Source organism: Afipia sp. GW822-FHT04G07, assembly GCF_058800765.1.
Window position 1 is genome coordinate 1180540 of sequence record NZ_JBXAMP010000001.1, and the last position, 18502, is coordinate 1199041.

12 protein-coding genes and 1 riboswitch are annotated in these 18502 nt (G+C 62.9%); of the genes, 7 read left to right on the plus strand and 5 right to left on the minus strand.

The annotated features are described in order from the left end of the window. Positions 1-33 precede the first annotated feature (33 nt). Positions 34-1224, minus strand: a complete 1191-nt coding sequence (locus AC1RKJ_RS05960) for a TrmJ/YjtD family RNA methyltransferase (RefSeq protein WP_492790153.1) — start codon at positions 1222-1224, stop codon at positions 34-36. A 188-nt stretch (positions 1225-1412) separates the two neighbouring features. On the opposite strand from AC1RKJ_RS05960, the gene AC1RKJ_RS05965 reads away from it, so the two are divergent. From AC1RKJ_RS05965 to AC1RKJ_RS05975, 3 genes are all read left to right on the plus strand, one after another. After that, complete coding sequence (locus tag AC1RKJ_RS05965; protein WP_492790154.1) at positions 1413-2582, plus strand: HlyD family secretion protein; 1170 nt, start codon at positions 1413-1415, stop codon at positions 2580-2582. Then, positions 2569-4158: an MFS transporter gene (locus tag AC1RKJ_RS05970; protein ID WP_492790155.1), complete on the plus strand. Its 1590-nt coding sequence runs from the start codon at positions 2569-2571 to the stop codon at positions 4156-4158. The genes AC1RKJ_RS05965 and AC1RKJ_RS05970 overlap by 14 nt, the downstream gene beginning before the upstream one ends. A 532-nt stretch (positions 4159-4690) precedes the next feature. After that, positions 4691-5905 (plus strand): NADP-dependent isocitrate dehydrogenase, encoded by a 1215-nt coding sequence (locus AC1RKJ_RS05975; protein WP_492790156.1) that lies wholly within the window; start codon positions 4691-4693, stop codon positions 5903-5905. Between the two features lie 83 nt (positions 5906-5988). Here AC1RKJ_RS05975 and ybaL read toward each other — a convergent pair whose 3' ends face one another. Both ybaL and alaS read right to left on the minus strand, forming a co-directional pair. After that, complete coding sequence (gene ybaL / locus AC1RKJ_RS05980; protein WP_492790157.1) at positions 5989-7683, minus strand: YbaL family putative K(+) efflux transporter; 1695 nt, start codon at positions 7681-7683, stop codon at positions 5989-5991. 148 nt (positions 7684-7831) lie between these two features. Continuing rightward, positions 7832-10498, minus strand: coding sequence for an alanine--tRNA ligase (alaS, locus tag AC1RKJ_RS05985; protein WP_492790158.1), 2667 nt, complete (start codon positions 10496-10498; stop codon positions 7832-7834). 295 nt (positions 10499-10793) lie between these two features. After that, positions 10794-10898, plus strand: a riboswitch (glycine riboswitch). Between the two features lie 133 nt (positions 10899-11031). Between alaS and gcvT the strand changes: the two genes are divergently transcribed. The 3 genes from gcvT to gcvP all read left to right on the plus strand — a co-directional run bounded on the left by gcvT (position 11032) and on the right by gcvP (position 15521). After that, positions 11032-12195 (plus strand): glycine cleavage system aminomethyltransferase GcvT, encoded by a 1164-nt coding sequence (gcvT, locus tag AC1RKJ_RS05990; RefSeq protein ID WP_492790159.1) that lies wholly within the window; start codon positions 11032-11034, stop codon positions 12193-12195. Positions 12196-12216: 21 nt separating this feature from the next. Continuing rightward, positions 12217-12582 (plus strand): glycine cleavage system protein GcvH, encoded by a 366-nt coding sequence (gcvH, locus tag AC1RKJ_RS05995; protein WP_492790160.1) that lies wholly within the window; start codon positions 12217-12219, stop codon positions 12580-12582. Positions 12583-12653: 71 nt separating this feature from the next. After that, positions 12654-15521 carry an aminomethyl-transferring glycine dehydrogenase gene (gcvP, locus tag AC1RKJ_RS06000; protein WP_492790161.1) on the plus strand — a complete coding sequence of 956 codons (2868 nt, stop codon included), beginning with the start codon at positions 12654-12656 and terminating at the stop codon, positions 15519-15521. Between the two features lie 364 nt (positions 15522-15885). Here the strand turns inward: gcvP and recA are convergent, their stop codons facing one another. Next, a complete protein-coding gene (gene recA, locus AC1RKJ_RS06005; RefSeq protein ID WP_492790162.1) occupies positions 15886-16971 on the minus strand; it encodes a recombinase RecA in 1086 nt (361 codons plus the stop codon). Between the two features lie 478 nt (positions 16972-17449). Then, on the minus strand, positions 17450-17719 hold the full coding sequence (locus AC1RKJ_RS06010) for a hypothetical protein (RefSeq protein WP_492790163.1): 270 nt from the start codon (positions 17717-17719) through the stop codon (positions 17450-17452). Positions 17720-18021: 302 nt separating this feature from the next. Between AC1RKJ_RS06010 and AC1RKJ_RS06015 the strand changes: the two genes are divergently transcribed. Then, a complete protein-coding gene (locus AC1RKJ_RS06015; protein ID WP_492790164.1) occupies positions 18022-18276 on the plus strand; it encodes a PilZ domain-containing protein in 255 nt (84 codons plus the stop codon). The last annotated feature ends 226 nt before the right edge of the window (positions 18277-18502 follow it).

The following is an 18502-nucleotide window of genomic DNA, read 5'->3' on the forward strand; positions in this document are numbered from 1 at the left end:
AGAACAAGATTCGATATTGCAGAAGCGAAAGAGCTACGCCTCGGCGGCCAGCCGGTCGAGCTGAGCGTCGAGGTCGGCCTCGACATCCGCCGCGTTGACGAAGTGGACCCGATACCCCCGCTCTTCGAGCCACGCGCGCCGCGCGGCACGGTCGCGCTGGATCACCTCGGTCTCGTTGGCGTTGACCAGTTCGATGGCGATGCGCTTCGAGAACGACACGAAATCCGGAATGTGACGCCCCACCGGCGTCTGCCGCTTGAACTGCGAGGCGAAGCGCCGGTCGGTGATCAGCGCCTGCCAGAGAATCCGTTCGGCATCGGTCGGATTCCGCCGCAGCAGGCGTGCGAGCCCCCTCACCGTGCCGCTTTCCGACGGCGAACGCCCGTCGCTGTGCTCGGCCAGCAGCGCGCGCAACCGTGTCGCCTCGACGCCGTCGAGAACCCCGCCTTTTGCAGGGCCTTTGCGGCCCTCAGCGATGGCCATGACCACACCGTGCAGCGTATGCATGTCCTGCTTGGTGGGCTCCATCCGGGTGAAGATGTTGCGCAGGTTCACCAGCATGACGTCGCGCTTTTCAGGCGGCCGCAGGAATTCCACCTTGTCGAGTTCGTTCACGAGATTGTCGAAAAACGCCTGCATCTGGTGGTTCGAGGCGCGCTCCGAACGCTCCGGCATGTCGTAGGGCAGCGAATTTCCGGTGACGAGCTTGAACCATTCGTAGCCCATCAGCAGAACCGCCTGGGCAAGGTTCAGCGAGGCGAAGCCCGGATTGACCGGAAACGTGACGATCCGGTTGGCCAACGCCACCTCGTCGTTCTCCAGCCCGTAACGCTCGCGGCCGAACAGGATGCCGGCGGTGCCGCCTCCGGCGACCTCGACAACGGTCTGCCGCGCGGCTTCCTCCGGACCCACCACCGGCTTGGCCTGATCGTGCGCCCGCGCGGTGGTCGCGAACAGCAGCGAGCAATCGGCGACGGCGGCTTCCACCGTGTCGAACAACTGAACCTGCTCCAGAATGTGATCGGCGCCCGACGCCGCCCGCTGGGCGTGAATATTGGGCCAGCCGTCACGCGGCTTGACGAGGCGCAGCCGCGTCAGCCCGAAATTACCCATGGCGCGCGCGCACATGCCGATGTTTTCGCCAAGCTGGGGCTCGACCAGAATCACCACGGGTCCGGTCATATCCTTGCGCATCTTGGTTTTGTCGGTGCCTGAACCGGTCATGACTCTGCTTTGGTTTTTGTTGCGTCCTGCCGTAACGCAGTTGACGCCGGACAGGTCAAGACATTTTTAGGGCTGATGGAAGCCCGGCAAAATTCTTTACAGTACAGTGCAGTACGGCCATGCCGAAAATTGCAGGTTCGGCTTTGAATTCTCGCCGCCGGTTGGAGTAGCGTGATTGAGGGTGACCCATGGCTCAAACAGATACTGACGGCCCCATTCCTCAGCAGGCGGCTCCTGCATCGTCCGGCCCGCCTCCGGAGCGCTCGCCCGTGAGCGCCATGCTGCGCCGGGTGGCGATCCCGATCGCGTGCGTGGTTGCCGCTGCGATTTTCGTGACGCTGGCGACGCTGCGCTGGGACGCATGGATCAGTGGCACCCGGACTCAAACCACCAACGATGCCTATGTTCGCGCGGAGACGACACAACTCAGCAGCCGCGTCGCCGGCGAAGTGATCAAGGTCGCCGCGAGCGACTACCAGCGCGTCAAGGCGGGCGATCCGCTCGTCGAGATCGATCCGGCGGACTATGAAGCGCAGGTTTCGCAGGCCGAAGCCGCGGTGACGGGCGCTCAGGCCGCCCTCGACAATCTCGCCAATCAGGTCGAGCTCCAGTACGCCACCATTGCGCAGTCCGAAGCGCAGCGCGCCTCCGCGGAAGCCCTCGAAGTCGAGGCACAGCAGGAACTGGAGCGCCAGCGGTCGCTGACCGAAAGTTCGTCGGGTACCCGCCAGAGGCTGGAACAGGCGACCGCTGCGCTTGCCAAGGCGCAGGCGGATGTCCGCGCCAGCCGTGCGGCGATCGCTGCCCAGCGGCATCAGCTCGAAGTTCTCGCCGGAACGAAAAAGCAGCGCGCCGCCGACATTCTTGCTGCTCAGGCGGCGCTGAAGGCTGCGCACCTCAAGCTCGGCTATACCCGGATTGTGGCGCCGTTCGACGGCGTGGTGGGCGCGCGGCAGGTTCAGCCGGGAGATTACGTCAACATCGGCAGCAACCTGTTCAATGTGGTGCCGCTGCCGAATGTCTACGTCATCGCGAACTACAAGGAGACGCAACTCACCCGCGTAAAGGCGGGACAACCGGTAGAAATCACGATCGATACCTTCCCCGACGAGAAGCTGCTCGGCCACGTCGCGCGCATTTCCCCCGCGAGCGGATCGCAGTTCGCGTTGCTGCCGCCCGACAACGCCACCGGCAATTTCACCAAGGTCGTGCAGCGGATTCCGCTGCGGATCGAATTCGACAAGGGCCAGCCGCTGCTCGACCGTTTGCTACCGGGCATGTCGGCGGTGACGCGGATCGACACCGAAGGAACTGTCCCCCCCTCGAACGCCGGAGCCAACGCCGGTGGCGGACGCTAAAATCATCGCCAGCGGGCCGGTCTCGGTCGGCCAGGCTGTTCACTATCCGCTGCTTGCCGTGATCGGCGTGCTGCTCGGCTCGTCGATGGCAAACATCGACAGCCGGATGTTTTCGATCGGCCTGCCCGACATCAAGGGCGCCTTTTCCCTCAGTTACGACGAAGGGGCGTGGTTGAGCACGGCGTCGACCGCGTCGCAGATTTTCATCGCGCCCGCCGTGGCGTGGCTGGCCACGGTGTTCGGCCTGCGCCGCATCCTCGGTGTCCCCAGCCTCGTCTTCGCGGTGATCTCGGTCGTTCTTCCGTTTGTCCGCGAATACCAGACACTTCTTGCACTCACCATTCTGCACGGCCTGCTGCTCGGCACCTTCGTGCCGGCCACGCTGTTGATCATTTTCCGCAACCTGCCGATGCAATGGTGGCTGCTGGCGATCGGCATCTATGCCCTGAGAGTTGGCTTTTCGCTCAACTTCGGTCCGGCGCTGGTCGGCTTCTATGTCGATCAGCTCGGCTGGCAGTGGCTGTACTGGCAGGATGCGATCATCGCATTGTTGATGGCGATCCTCGTTTTCTTCGGTGCCGCCCGTGATCCGGTCAACCGGGATCTGCTGGAAACTGCGGACTGGGGCGGCATGTTGCTGCTCGGCACCGGCATTGCCATGGTCTATGCCGGCCTCGATCAGGGCAACCGGCTGGACTGGCTCAGCTCCGGAACCGTTGTTGCGCTGCTCGCCTGCGGCGTGGCTCTGCTGGTGGCGTTTTTCATCAACGAGGCCTTGGTGAAAGAACCGTGGGCGCACGCCAATGTGCTGTTCTCGCGCAATATCGGCTTCGCTCTGGTCGTCATCTTTTTCTACACCCTGACCGGCCTCTCCAACTCGTCGCTGGTGCCGAATTTCCTCTCAACGGTAGGCCAGCTTCGGCCCGAACAGACCGGCAACCTGCTTCTGGTCTATGGCGTCCTGCCGATGACGGTGACGTTTCCCCTCTCGGTCTGGCTGCTGCGGCGATTCGACGTGCGGATCGTGTTGCTGACCGGCCTGACCACCTTTGCCGCCGCTGCCCTGCTCGGAACGCAAATCACCCACGCATGGCGGCTGGCCGACTTCATTCCGATCGTGCTGCTGCAATCGGTCGGTCAGGCATTCACCCTGTTCGCGATCGTCATCATCGCGCTCTCCAATTCCGATCCGACCCGGGCGACGGCGTTTGCCGCTTATATCCAGATCATGCGCCTCGGCGGCACGGAGATCGGCATTGCGCTGATGGGGACCTGGCTGCGGGTGCGCGAACAGGTCCATTCCAACCTGCTCGGGCTGCACGTCACCAGCACATCGGATCAGGTGGAGCGCCTGCTCGCCAAATTGTCGGGGTATTTCGCCAGTCACGGCACCGGAACGGCCGCGGGGCGGAGCATCGGAACCGTCGCCGGCATTGTCCAGCGCGAGGCAAACGTGCTCGCCTATATCGACGCCTTCTGGCTGACCTTCGGCTTCGCGATCGCTGCGCTGCTTTTCACCGCCCTGATCACCAGGTCCCCGCCGGGGCCCTTCACACCGGTCGCAAAAGGCCGATAAAGCCCTTCAGGCATGGCCAGAAATCCGGGCACCCCGAACCCGGGCGGTGAACGCCTTGAATCAAGGTCTGAAGGTTCTGATTCAACCGCCGACGATCTTGAATCACCTTGTGAAGGTTTTGATTCAAGGCGTGAAGACATTGAATCAAGACGCGAAGGGACTGATTCAAGTCGGCGTCTATTTATCCGGAATTATCGTTATAAATCAACGGGGTTACCGAATGGTTTGAATCTCGCGGAAAACGCGAGGTGCAAGCTGCGGCGACCGCCACGGCGCCTCAAACGCCTCCGGCGGAAGTGCCGCGATGTTCCGGCACTGCCCGGTTTTCCGAGCGCGGAAAAGCGCCTTGTGGCGTCAGCGTTGAGGGTGGAATCGCTCCAGATCGGCTTACGCGGACGCGGCCCGCCCGGCATGCCAGAAAGTCTCAGGTGCCTTGCCTTCCAGCCCGCGAAGGCGGGTGCTATAGGCTCGTTCGGAACCCGTCGCGGTTCTCCACGCCCTTTCCGCCCCCAATATTAAGGCCCGATCCCCCATGGCAAAAATCAAGGTGACCAACCCCGTCGTCGAACTCGATGGCGACGAGATGACCCGGATCATCTGGCAGTACATCAAGGACAAGCTGATCAACCCCTTCCTTGACATCGAACTGATGTATTTCGACCTTGGGATGGAATACCGCGACAAGACCAACGATCAGGTCACCATCGACTCCGCCAACGCGATCAAGAAGTACGGCGTCGGCGTCAAGTGCGCGACCATTACCCCTGACGAAGCCCGGGTGAAGGAATTCGGCCTCAAGGAAATGTGGAAGTCGCCGAACGGCACCATCCGCAACATCCTGGGCGGCGTCGTGTTCCGCGAGCCGATCATCTGCAAGAACGTGCCGCGTCTGGTCCCAGGCTGGACCAAGCCGATCATCATCGGCCGCCATGCCTTCGGCGACCAGTATCGCGCGACCGACTTCAAATTCCCGACCGCAGGCACCATCACCCTGAAATTCACCGGCGACGACGGCAAGGTGATCGAGCGCGAAGTCTACAAGGCGCCGAGCGCCGGTGTGACCCTCGCCATGTTCAATCTCGACGATTCGATCCGCGATTTCGCCCGATCCTCGATGAACCTCGGTCTGGCCAAGGGTTATCCGGTCTACCTGTCGACCAAGAACACGATCCTCAAGCAGTACGACGGCCGCTTCAAGGACATCTTCCAGGAAGTGTTCGACACCGAGTTCAAGAAGGACTTCGACGCCAAGGGCATCACCTACGAGCACCGCCTGATCGACGACATGGTCGCGGCTGCGATGAAGTGGTCCGGCGGCTACGTCTGGGCCTGCAAGAACTACGACGGCGACGTGCAGTCCGACACCGTCGCGCAGGGCTACGGCTCGCTGGGTCTCATGACCTCGGTGCTGCTCACGCCGGACGGCAAGGTGATGGAAGCAGAAGCCGCCCACGGCACCGTGACGCGCCATTACCGCGAGCACCAGAAGGGCAAGGAAACCTCGACCAATTCGATCGCGTCGATCTTCGCCTGGACGCGCGGCCTGTCCCATCGCGCCAAGCTCGACAACAACGCGGAACTGGCGAAGTTCGCCGCCACGCTGGAGAGGGTCTGCGTCGAGACCGTCGAAGCCGGCTTCATGACCAAGGATCTCGCGCTGCTGGTCGGCGCGGATCAGCGCTGGCTCTCGACCACCGGCTTCCTCGACAAGGTCGCGGAAAACCTCACCAAGGCGATGGCTGCGTAAGCAACCCTCACCGCAAAAACATCAAAGGCGCGGATGATCTCCGCGCCTTTTCCATGTCTTGAATCTGCGTCTGAACCAGCGCCTCAGGATGAGGTGATCGCCGCCGCCAACTCTGCGGCTGCGATCTGCGCGACCATCGCCTTGGCGATTTCCTGTTCGCCCATGACGACCGAATTCGCGCCGTGATGCTTGAGATGCGCGATTTCCGCTTCGGAATGCGCGCGCGCGATGATCGGAAGGGTTGTGCTGATGGCGCGGGCCTTGGCGACGATCTGTCCACCCTCGAACGCATCCGGGATCGCGACCAAAAGGCCCCGCGCCGCCGTGATATTGGCGGCCTGAAGCATGTCGGGCGCAGCCGCATTGCCGGTGATGACCTCGACACCGTCCTGCTTCAGTTTTTCGATGCTGCCGGGATTATCCTCGATCACCAGAAGCGGCACACCGGCCTGCAGCAAGGCCTTGCACACGACGCTGCCGACGCGGCCATGTCCCACCAGCACCACATGATTTGTCTGTTTCGAAGCATCGAGCGGCACCCGCGGCGCGGCGGGCTCCTTGCTCTCCGCAGGACTCGTCTTGTCGTCCTTCTCCGCCAGCACCCGGTCGAGCAGCGCAAACCACAACGGATTGAGCATGATCGAAATGATCGCACCGGCGAGCACCAGATCGCGGCCACGATCGGACAACAGCGCAAGGCTGACGCCGAGACTGACAAGAATGAAGGAAAATTCGCCGATCTGCGCAAGGCTTGCCGAAATGGTCAGCGCGGTCGAGTTAGGATGACCGAACAGCCGGACGATGCCGAACGCCGCCACCGACTTGCCGACAATAATGATCAGCAAGGTCGCCAGCAGCGGTAGCGGCTCCCGCAACACGATCGCCGGATCGACCAGCATGCCGACCGAGACGAAGAACAGCACCGCGAAAGCGTCGCGCAGCGGCAGCGTTTCATTCGCCGCGCGCTGGCTGAGTTCGGATTCGCTCAGGATCATGCCGGCGAAAAACGCCCCGAGCGCGAACGACACGTCGAACAGGATCGCTGCGCCGAAGGCGACGCCGAGCGAGATCGCGAACACCGCGAGACGAAACAGTTCGCGCGAGCCGGTATGCGCGACATAGTGCAGGATCCACGGAATCACGCGGCGGCCCACCACCAGCATGAAGACGAGGAAGGCCGCGACCTTGCCGAGCGTGATCGCAATCGGCCATGCCAGCGCGGCGTATCCGACACCTTCCGCCGCACCGCCTTTCAGCAGCCCCGCGAGCGGCGGCAGCAGCACCAGCGTCAGCACCATCGCGATATCCTCGACGATCAGCCAGCCGACCGCGATCCGCCCCCGCTCCGTGTCGATCAGCCGCCGCTCCTGCATGGCGCGCAACAGCACCACGGTGCTGGCGGTTGAAAGCGCAAGTCCGAACACCAGCCCGCCGCCGACCGGCCAGCCCAGCCACCAGCCCATCGCCATGCCGAGCAGGGTCGCGACCGTGATCTGCACCACCGCGCCGGGCACCGCGATGGCGCGCACCGACATCAGATCCTTCAGCGAGAAATGCAGTCCGACGCCGAACATCAAAAGAATGATGCCGATTTCGGCGAGTTCGTTGGCGATGTTCTGATCGGCGACATAGCCGGGCGTGAACGGTCCCATCAGCACGCCGGCGACGAGGTAGCCCACGAGAGGGGAAACGCGGATGCGTTGTGCCAGCGCGCCGAGGACGAAAGCCAGCACGAGGCCGACGACAACCGTGGAAATCAAGGGCGTATTGTGATGCATGCCGCATTTTGCCGCATCGAGGAAGATGATGCCAGACAGTTATTCGTGACCCATCGCCGCACTTGAATCACGATGCATCAAACACGTCATCGAATCGTTATGAATCGAACATCGCAATGTGGTTTCGACGACTCACATTGACGCGTTATCAGGCCCCCATCGCGGCTTCGATGGCTTTCAAAGCGGCATCGGCCTTCGCGCCATCCGGTCCGCCGGCCTGCGCCATATCGGGACGGCCGCCGCCGCCCTTGCCGCCGAGCGCCTCCGACGCGATCTTCACCAGATCGACAGCACTGAAACGCGAGGTCAGGTCCGACGTGACGCCGACCACCGCACCGGCCTTGCCGTCTTCGCCGACATTGATGATCGCAACCACGCCCGAGCCGATCTGCTTCTTGCCGTCATCGGCAAGGCTCTTGAGATCTTTCATCTCGATGCCCTGCACTGCGCGGCCGAGAAATTTCACATCGCCGATGGTGCGAATATCCGACGCAGCGCTTGCGCCGCCGCCTGCCGCAGCCCCGCCGCCCATTGCGAGCTTCTTGCGCGCCTCGGACAGCGCGCTTTCCAGCTTCTTGCGTTCGTCCACCAAGGCCGCGATGCGCACCGGCAGATCGTCGAGCGTGGTTTTCAGTTCTGCCGCCGCGGTTTTCGCGGTCTGGATGGTCGCGTTCACGGCGTGACGCGCATTGCGTCCGGTCAACGCTTCGATGCGGCGCACGCCGGAGGCCACGGCGCTTTCGCCGCTGATGGAGATCAGGCCGATGTCGCCGGTGCGTCGCACGTGCGTACCGCCGCACAGTTCGACCGACCAGCCGAGCGCGTTGCCCGTCCCGGCGCCCATCGACACGACGCGCACTTCATCGCCGTACTTCTCGCCGAACAATGCCCGCGCGCCGGAATCCCGCGCATCGTCCACCGCCATCGAACGCGTGACCACCTCGCCGTTCTCCAGCACGACATCGTTGGCGATGTCTTCGATGCGGCGCAGCTCATCGGCCGAGATCGGCTTGTTGTGCGCGAAATCGAAGCGCAGGCGCTCGGGCGCGACCAGCGAACCGCGCTGGGCGATATGATCGCCCAGCACCTGACGCAGCGCCTCGTGCAGCAGATGCGTCGCGGAGTGGTTGGCGCGGATCGCGGTGCGCCGCCCGTGATCCACCTCGAGCTGCAACGCCATGCCGGGCTTCACGGTGCCCTGTTCGACGGTGCCAAAATGCACGAAAAGATCACCGGCGCGCTTCTGCGTGTCGGTCACGCGCACGCGCGCGCCCTCGCCGCTCAGGATGCCGTTGTCCCCGACCTGACCGCCGGATTCGGCGTAGAACGGCGTCTGGTTCATAACGATGGCGACGCTGTCGCCGGTCTTCGCGCTTGTAATTTCCTTACCGTCCTTCACCAGCGCGGTGACGACGCCTTCGGCGATCTCGGTGTCGTAGCCGAGAAACTCCGTCGCGCCGAGCTTCTCGCGCAGCGGAAACCAGATCGCTTCTGTGGCGGTGTCGCCGGAGCCGGACCACGCCGCGCGCGCCTTGGCGCGCTGCTGGTCCATCGCATCGGTGAACGATGCGATGTCGACGCTGATGCCGCGATTGCGGAGCGCGTCCTGCGTGAGATCCAACGGAAAACCATAAGTGTCGTACAGCGTGAAGGCGGTCTCGCCGTCGAACATGTCGCCCTTTTTCAGCGACGCGCTTTTCTCGTCCAGAATCACGAGGCCGCGATCAAGCGTCTTGCGGAAGCGGGTCTCTTCCAGCTTGAGCGTTTCCTCGATCAGGTTCTCGGCGCGCACCAGTTCGGGATAGGCCTGACCCATCTCGCGCACCAGCGCCCAGACGAGGCGATACATCAGCGGCTCCTTGGCCCCGAGCAACTGCCCGTGGCGCATCGCGCGGCGCATGATCCGGCGCAGCACATAGCCGCGGCCCTCATTCGACGGCAGCACGCCATCGGAAATCAGGAACGACGAAGCGCGCAGATGATCGGCGATCACGCGCAGCGAGCCCTTCTGTGGGCCATGCGGGTCCGCGCCGGTCAATTCGGCGATGGCGCGGATCAGGGCGACGAACAGATCGATCTCGTAATTGTCGTGCTTGCCCTGAAGCACGGCAGCGAAACGCTCCAGCCCCATGCCGGTGTCGATCGACGGCTTCGGCAGCGGCACGCGGTTGCCCGGCGCGATCTGGTCGAACTGCATGAACACCAGATTCCAGATTTCGATGAAGCGGTCGCCGTCTTCATCCGGCGAGCCCGGAGGGCCGCCCGGAATCTTGTCGCCATGGTCGAAGAAAATCTCGGAGCACGGACCGCAGGGGCCGGTGTCGCCCATCTGCCAGAAGTTGTCCGACGTCCCGATCCGGATGATTTTCGAATCGGGCAGGCCCGCGATCTTCTTCCAGAGCTTCGCGGCTTCCTCGTCCTCGGAATAAACCGTGACCAGCAGCTTGTCCTTCGGAAGCCCGTACTCCTTGGTGATCAAATTCCAGGCAAGCTCGATCGCGCGGTCCTTGAAATAATCGCCGAACGAGAAGTTTCCGAGCATCTCGAAGAACGTGTGATGCCGCGCGGTGTAACCGACATTGTCGAGGTCATTGTGCTTGCCGCCGGCCCGAACGCACTTCTGCGACGAGGTGGCGCGCTGATAAGGGCGCTTCTCAAGACCCGTGAAGACGTTCTTGAATTGCACCATGCCCGCATTGGTGAACATCAGTGTGGGGTCATTGCGCGGAACCAGCGGAGACGACGGCACGATTTCGTGGCCATTCTTCGCGAAGTAATTCAGATACGCCGACCTGATCTCGTTAACGCCGCTCATGCTCGTCCAATCGCGCCCAAAAAAGCTCTGATGTTTTGATGCATTTTCTTCACGCGAACCGGGGCCCGTTTCGCTCGAAAACGCTTTCCTGCACAGTCCGCATTCAATGACGCGTGCAGCGCAGTTTGTCCCGCCTCGTTTCTAGACGGAACGGACCCGGAATGTCCAGAAAGTGTGCAACGGATCAGCGGCTTGCGGGCAGCCTCAGAAGCGCCGCGAAGCCCGTTGATAATCTCGCAGTTGCGTTGACAGGCCCTCGAAAGCCGTGTTTTCCTGCTTAAGTAAGGAATACAGGACAAGTCACGTCGGGAGAGACTGGCCGCTTTTAATTCAAGAGCTGGCTGGCGCCGAAGGAGCAACCGCCCCGGAAACTCTCAGGCAAACGGACCGCGTGACGAACTGAAATCTGGAAAGAGATGCGGCCGGGTCACCGGCGCGGCATCCGCCGACGGGATAATACTCTCAGGCACAGCGACAGATGGGGCTTCGACAAGATTTCGGGAACCGTCCCGAAATCCGTCAGGAGCCCGACCATGCTTGCCACTGAACGCAAACCAGACTCCGCCGAACCGACGCTGAAGCGCGTGCCGCTGCATGACCTGCATGTGACGCGCGGCGGCAAGATCGTGCCGTTCGCCGGCTACGAGATGCCGGTGCAATATGCCGCCGGCGTGCTGAAGGAACATCTCCACACCCGCGCCTCCGCAGGGCTGTTCGACGTCTCGCATATGGGCCAGGTCACGCTCACGGCCAAATCCGGCAAGGTCGAGGACGCCGCCCGCGCACTGGAGCGTCTGGTGCCACAGGACATTCTTAGCGTTCCGCACGGCCGTCAGCGCTACGCGCAGTTCACCAGCGACAGCGGCGACATTCTCGACGACCTGATGGTGGCGAATTTCGGCGACCATCTGTTTCTGGTGGTCAACGCCGCCTGCAAGACCGAGGACGAGGCGCATCTTCGCAAGCATCTCTCCGATGTCTGCGTCATCGAACCGCTGCCGGACCGCGCGCTGATCGCGTTGCAGGGACCGAAGGCGGTCGAGGTGCTGGGCAAACACGCGCCCACCGTGGCCGCGATGCGCTTCATGGATGCCGGGCCGCACAAGGTAATGGGCATCGACTGCTTCGTCTCGCGCTCGGGCTACACCGGCGAGGACGGTTTCGAGATTTCGGTGCCCGCGAAAGATGTCGAGCGGCTGGCAACGACGCTGCTGGACGATCCGGCGGTGCTGCCGATCGGGCTCGGTGCGCGCGACAGCCTGCGGTTGGAGGCCGGACTTTGTCTGTATGGCCATGACATCGACACCACGACCACGCCGGTCGAAGGCGCGCTGGAATGGTCGGTGCAAAAGAGCCGCCGCAGCGGCGGCGCGCGGGCCGGCGGATTTCCCGGCGCGGACATCATCCTGAAACAATTCGAAACCGGAGCATCGCGCCGCCGCGTCGGCCTGCGCGCCGAAGGCCGCGCGCCGGTGCGCGAGAACGCTGCGCTCTATGCCAGCGAAACATCACCGGACAAAATCGGCACCGTCACATCCGGCGGCTTCGGTCCGACGCTGAACGCGCCGGTCGCGATGGGTTATCTGCCGACCGCCCTCTCCACCGACGGCACTGTGGTGTTCGCTGACGTGCGCGGGCAGCGGCTGCCGCTCCGCGTCACACCGATGCCGTTCGTGCCCAACGGATACAAACGATAATTTCCAACGCTGAGGATCATCATGACCACGCTGTTTACCTTCGATCACGAATGGCTCCAGATCGACGGCGACGTCGCCACCATCGGCATCACCGATTACGCGCAGACCCAGCTCGGCGACGTGGTGTTCGTGGAACTGCCGAAAGTCGGCCGCACCTTCAAGAAGGCTGAAGCCGCAGCCGTGGTTGAAAGCGTCAAGGCGGCGTCCGACGTGTACGCGCCGATCGCGGGCGAAGTGCTCGAGGTCAACGACGCCGTCGCCGCCGATCCGTCGCTGGTGAATTCCGATCCCGGCAAGGCCGCGTGGTTCTTCAAGCTGCGCATCGCCAACAAGGGCGACCTCGACGGCCTGATGGATGAAGCTGCCTACAAGGCCCACACGGCTTAGTTTTCAAGACGCGTTTTCTTCACGCGAACCGGTACCCACTTCGCTCGAAAACGCTTTAGGGAGAGTTCGATATGACCGCGCATCGCAAACCTGCTGAACCCGCCGTCGATTTCGTCCGCCGGCATATCGGCCCTTCAGCGCGCGATATCGAAAGCATGCTCTCGACAGTCGGTGCATCGAGCCTTCAGGCACTGATGGGCGAGACGCTGCCGAATTCGATTCGCCAGAAGGCGCCGCTCGCTCTCGGGAAACCGCTCAGCGAGACCGAGGCTTTGGCGCACATGCGCGACATCGCCAGTCGCAATCAGGTGTTTACGTCGCTGATCGGCCAAGGCTACTCCGGCACTATCCTGCCCGCCGTGATCCAGCGTAACATTCTCGAGAATCCTGCGTGGTACACCGCCTACACGCCGTATCAGCCGGAGATCAGCCAGGGGCGGCTCGAGGCGCTGTTCAATTTCCAGACCATGATCTGCGACCTCACGGGGCTCGATATTGCCAACGCCTCGCTGCTCGACGAAGGCACCGCGGCTGCGGAAGCGATGGCGCTGGCGGAGCGCTCGTCGCCGGTGAAGACCAAGGCCTTCTTTGTCGATCATGAAGTGCATCCGCAGACGCTGGCGGTGCTGCGCACCCGCGCCGAGCCGCTCGGCTGGTCGCTGATCGTCGGCGATCCCGCGCGCGATCTCGACAAGGCCGACGTGTTCGGCGCGTTGTTTCAGTATCCCGGCACCCATGGGGCGCTGCACGACCCGCGCACCGCGATCGCCGCATTGAAAGCAAAGGGCGCCATCGCCGTCGTTGCCGCCGATCCACTGGCGCTGACGCTGCTCGCCTCACCCGGCGATCTCGGCGCGGACATTGCGATCGGATCGACGCAGCGCTTCGGCGTGCCGATGGGTTACGGCGGGCCGCATGCGGCCTACATGGCGGTGAAGGATGCGCTGAAACGCTCGCTTCCCGGGCGCATTGTCGGCCTGTCGGTGGATTCACGCGGCGCGCCTGCCTATCGGCTGGCGTTGCAGACGCGCGAACAGCACATCCGCCGCGAGAAGGCGACCTCGAACATCTGCACCGCGCAGGTGCTGCTCGCGGTGATCGCGTCGATGTACGCGGTCTATCACGGACCCGAAGGCTTGAGCCATATCGCACGGACCGTGCACCGGCGCACGTCAGTGCTGGCGGCCGGCTTGAAGAAACTCGGCTTCGCGCCGCTGAACGACAGCTATTTCGATACGGTTACGGTGGCCATTAACGGTCAACGGCAAGCCATCATCTCGCATTCTGCCCATGAGAGCATCAATCTGCGTCTCAACGAGACCACCGTCAGCATCGCGCTGGATGAAACCACCACGCCCGCCATCGTCGAGAGCGTGTGGCGCACCTTCGGCGGCAATCTCGTCTATGCCGACATCGAGAAAGAGGCGCGCGACGCGCTGCCGTCAGGTCTTGCCCGAAGCAGCAAGTTCCTGACCCATCCGGTGTTCCACGAGCACCGCTCCGAGACCGAACTGCTGCGCTACATGCGAAAACTCTCCGACCGCGATCTCGCGCTCGACCGCGCCATGATCCCGCTCGGCTCCTGCACCATGAAGCTGAACGCGACCACCGAAATGATCCCGGTGACATGGCCGGAATTCGGGAGCTTGCATCCGTTCGCGCCGAAGGAGCAGGCTGCCGGGTATCACGCCATGTTCGCCACGCTGGAAAAATGGCTCGCTGACATCACCGGCTACGACGCCGTGTCGCTGCAGCCGAACTCCGGCGCGCAGGGCGAATATGCCGGCTTGCTGGCGATCCGCGCCTATCATCAATCGCGCAACGAACCGCATCGCAAGGTGTGCCTCATCCCCTCCTCGGCCCACGGCACCAATCCCGCGTCGGCCAGCATGGTCGGCATGGACGTCGTGGTGGTCGCCTGCGACGCGCGCGGCGACGTCGATGTGGAAGACTTGCGCAAGAAGGCCGCGCAGCACGCAAACGATCTCGCCGCCGTGATGATCACCTATCCCTCGACCCACGGCGTGTTCGAGGAGCACATCCGCGAGATCTGCGACATCGTTCACGGCCACGGCGGACAGGTCTATCTCGACGGCGCCAATCTCAACGCCCAGGTCGGCCTCGCGCGGCCCGGCGAATACGGCGCCGATGTCAGCCATCTCAACCTGCACAAGACCTTCTGCATTCCGCATGGCGGCGGCGGCCCCGGCATGGGGCCGATCGGCGTACGCGCGCACCTCGCGCCGTTCCTGCCCGGACATGTTTCGAACGACGGCGGCAAGGCGCCGGTCGGCGCAGTGTCGGCCGCGCCGCACGGCTCGGCGTCGATCCTCGTCATTTCCTACATCTATATGTTGATGATGGGCGGCGAAGGTCTGACCCGCGCCACGGAAGTTGCGATCCTGAACGCGAACTACATCGCCAAGCGGCTCGATCCGCATTTCCCGGTGCTATATCGCAACGCCAAGGGTCGCGTCGCCCATGAATGCATCGTCGATCCGCGCGGCCTCAAGGCGGGCTCCGGGGTGACCGTGGACGACATCGCCAAACGCCTGATCGACTACGGCTTCCACGCGCCGACCATGAGTTTCCCGGTGCCGGGCACGCTGATGATCGAGCCGACGGAATCCGAATCGAAGGCGGAACTGGATCGCTTCTGCGAGGCCATGATCGCGATCCGCCGCGAGATCGCCGACGTCGAATCCGGGCGCTTCACCATCGAGGCCTCGCCGCTGCGCCATGCGCCGCACACCGTGCACGACATCGCCGAGGATAGGTGGGAACGGCCCTACTCGCGCGCCGAGGGCTGCTTCCCGGCAGGGACGTCACGCACCGATAAATACTGGTGTCCTGTGGGGCGCGTCGACAACGTCCACGGCGACCGCAACCTGATCTGCTCGTGCCCGCCGGTGGCGGACTACGCACAGGCGGCGGAGTAGCCAGCCTAGCAACAAAGGGGATCGTCATCCTGAGGTGCCGGAGCGAAGCGACGGCCTCGAAGCATGACAAGAGTAGTCCGTACTCCATCGTCATCCTTCGAGGCTCGCCGCGTTGCGGCTCGCACACCTCAGGATGACGCTTCTTGATCGTATCTCACAAAACAAATCGGGCGCTGGGGATGTCGGCAACTCAACATCCACAACGCCCGTTTGCTTCCGAAGCGTGATCTGATCCGAAAGGATTCCCGTCTTTCGGGATCACGCCGTAACTCAAGCCTTAAACAACTCAAGTCTCAGAAAATCCAACCCGTCATTCCGGGATGCGCGTTCTTCACGCGCAGACCCGGAATGACGGGTGTCTCAATCATTCCTCCGGCTCTTCGCCGTCGGCGTCGCGCTCGGGCGAGCCTGCGAGGATCTGCTCCGCGATCAGCCCGGAGTTCTGGCGGATCAAGGCTTCGATCTTAGCCGTTATCTCCGGATTGGCCTTGAGGAAGGCCTTGGAATTCTCGCGGCCCTGACCGAGGCGCACGCTGTCATAGGAGAACCACGCGCCGGATTTCTCGACGATGCCGGCCTTGACGCCGAGATCGAGAATTTCACCCAGCTTCGAAACGCCCTCGCCATACATGATGTCGAACTCGACCTGCTTGAACGGCGGCGCCAACTTGTTCTTCACCACCTTGACGCGGGTCTGGTTGCCGACAACCTCGTCGCGCTCCTTGATCTGGCCGATGCGGCGGATGTCGAGGCGCACCGAGGCGTAGAACTTCAGCGCGTTGCCGCCCGTGGTGGTCTCGGGCGAACCGTACATCACGCCGATCTTCATGCGGATCTGGTTGATGAAGATGACCATGGTGTGGGATTTGTTGATCGAGGCGGTGAGCTTGCGCAACGCCTGACTCATCAGCCGCGCCTGCAGGCCGGGAAGGCTGTCGCCCATCTCGCCTTCGAGTTCGGCGCGCGGCACCAACGCCGCCACCGAGTCCACCACGAGCACGTCCACCGCGCCGGAGCGCACCAGCGTGTCGGCGATTTCCAGCGCCTGCTCGCCGTGGTCGGGCTGCGAAATCAGAAGTTCATCGACGTTGACGCCGAGCTTGCGGGCATAGACCGGATCGAGCGCATGTTCGGCATCGATGAAGGCGCAGATGCCGCCCTTCTTCTGGGCTTCGGCCACCGTATGCAGCGCCAGCGTGGTCTTGCCGGAGGATTCCGGGCCGTAAATCTCGACCACACGGCCCTTCGGCAGGCCGCCGACGCCGAGCGCGATATCCAGCCCGAGCGAGCCCGAGGAAACCGTCTCGATATCCATGGAGCGGTCGTTCTTGCCGAGCTTCATAACGGAGCCCTTGCCGAACTGGCGCTCGATCTGAGAGAGCGCGGCCGACAGGGCCTTGGTCTTGTCCATGGAAGATCCTTCGACGATACGCAGCGCGGCGGGGGCCATAGTGGTGCTCCTTATGTAAGGGATTCGCCAGCCGGACAAACGGCTTCCCAGGGACGGCGGACCGGAATCGGCTTGATCCGATGGAACCAATGTACCCCATTTGTTCTAAGTTCGCAATATGTTCTTTTCGAATTGGGGGATACTGGCCTGCTTTTGCCCCTGGTGGCTCAATTTGAATTGAGCAGCAGCCGAATTTGGAAAATGGACTCGATCTTTATCACGCCCAGGATTTAGAATTTTGCCCGTCTCTTTGGTGCGGTGACCGCAATGCCCATCAACCAGCGAATCTGTCCGAAGTGCGGAAAGCCCGTGAAATTGATGCTGCCACCGGGCGGCACAGGCCCGCGCACATATCAGTGCATCGACTGCGACCGGCCAGACCCAATCAAATCGCCTCAGGTGCAGAACCTTTTAAAGGCACTCCTGCCCGAGGAAAAAAAGCAGTAAGGCCGCCTCAGTTGGCGCGCCCCAACGTCGCTTACTTCGCGGTCGTCTTGGATTTCGGCGCCTTGGCCGCGGGCTCGCTGCGCACCGAGGCCCATGGGTCGGCATTCGGCTTGGCATCGGGGATCTTGGCGCGGGCGGCCCGGGCCGCGTCCTCATTGGCCTTGTTCCGCGCGATTTCGTCTTCCGACAGTTCCTTGGTTTCGTTCAGCCGGAAGCCGGGCGTCATGTTCTGTGCAAACGCCGAAACCGAGACCGGAATCGTCAACAATCCGACCGCCATCGCAACCCGAAACACGCGCATCGAAACTCTCCCCGGATAATCAAAGTCACTTTTTGAGGGTGTCATTCTGAATCGCCCGGCCCGCAAGCCGCCAGCCGCTCGAAGTCTACCCCACGCCGAAACGATGGCCAAGACGGGACCATGACCGGGCAATGCACCCAAAAACGGGCGCTGATGCGACTTCACGCCGGATTGAACGCTCTCGGGTGCGTCAATGTCCTGAATCAATTGTAAACGCGGCAGCCCCCAGCGACGGGCATCGATTTAGCGTCCGGCAACCGGCCACGCCCTAGTCTGCCGATATGAACCACAGGATGGCGGCCATGACGAACATGCCATTGGCGGAGCGACGGTCGAAAACACGCCGCCGTGTCTTCAAGGGCGGCGTCATCACCTTCAATGGAGCCGGCGTCGATTGCACCGTGCGCAACATGTCGGACAATGGCGCGGCGCTGGATATCGCGAATGCGGTGGCGATCCCGCAAACATTCCGGCTCGCCATCAAGGCGGACGACTTCATGGCCCGGTGCCGCGTGGTCTGGAGCAGCGGCCGGCGCTACGGCATCGCGTTCGACTGAGCGCGGCTGCCTGTACAAAGACAACCGCAACACGGTTTACAAAACCCATCGTCGTCAATGAAACCGCGTCGCGGAAGCCGATGCTGGAACGGTATCGCGATAAGTCCACGGGCCGCGATCGCCACGCCGCGGTATCGTATCGACAGCCCGATACCGCTGACGAAATCGCGCCTCGTCCACGCGCCGCGGCGTCCTTAACGGCGCGTAAAAATAGCCCCGCGCATTT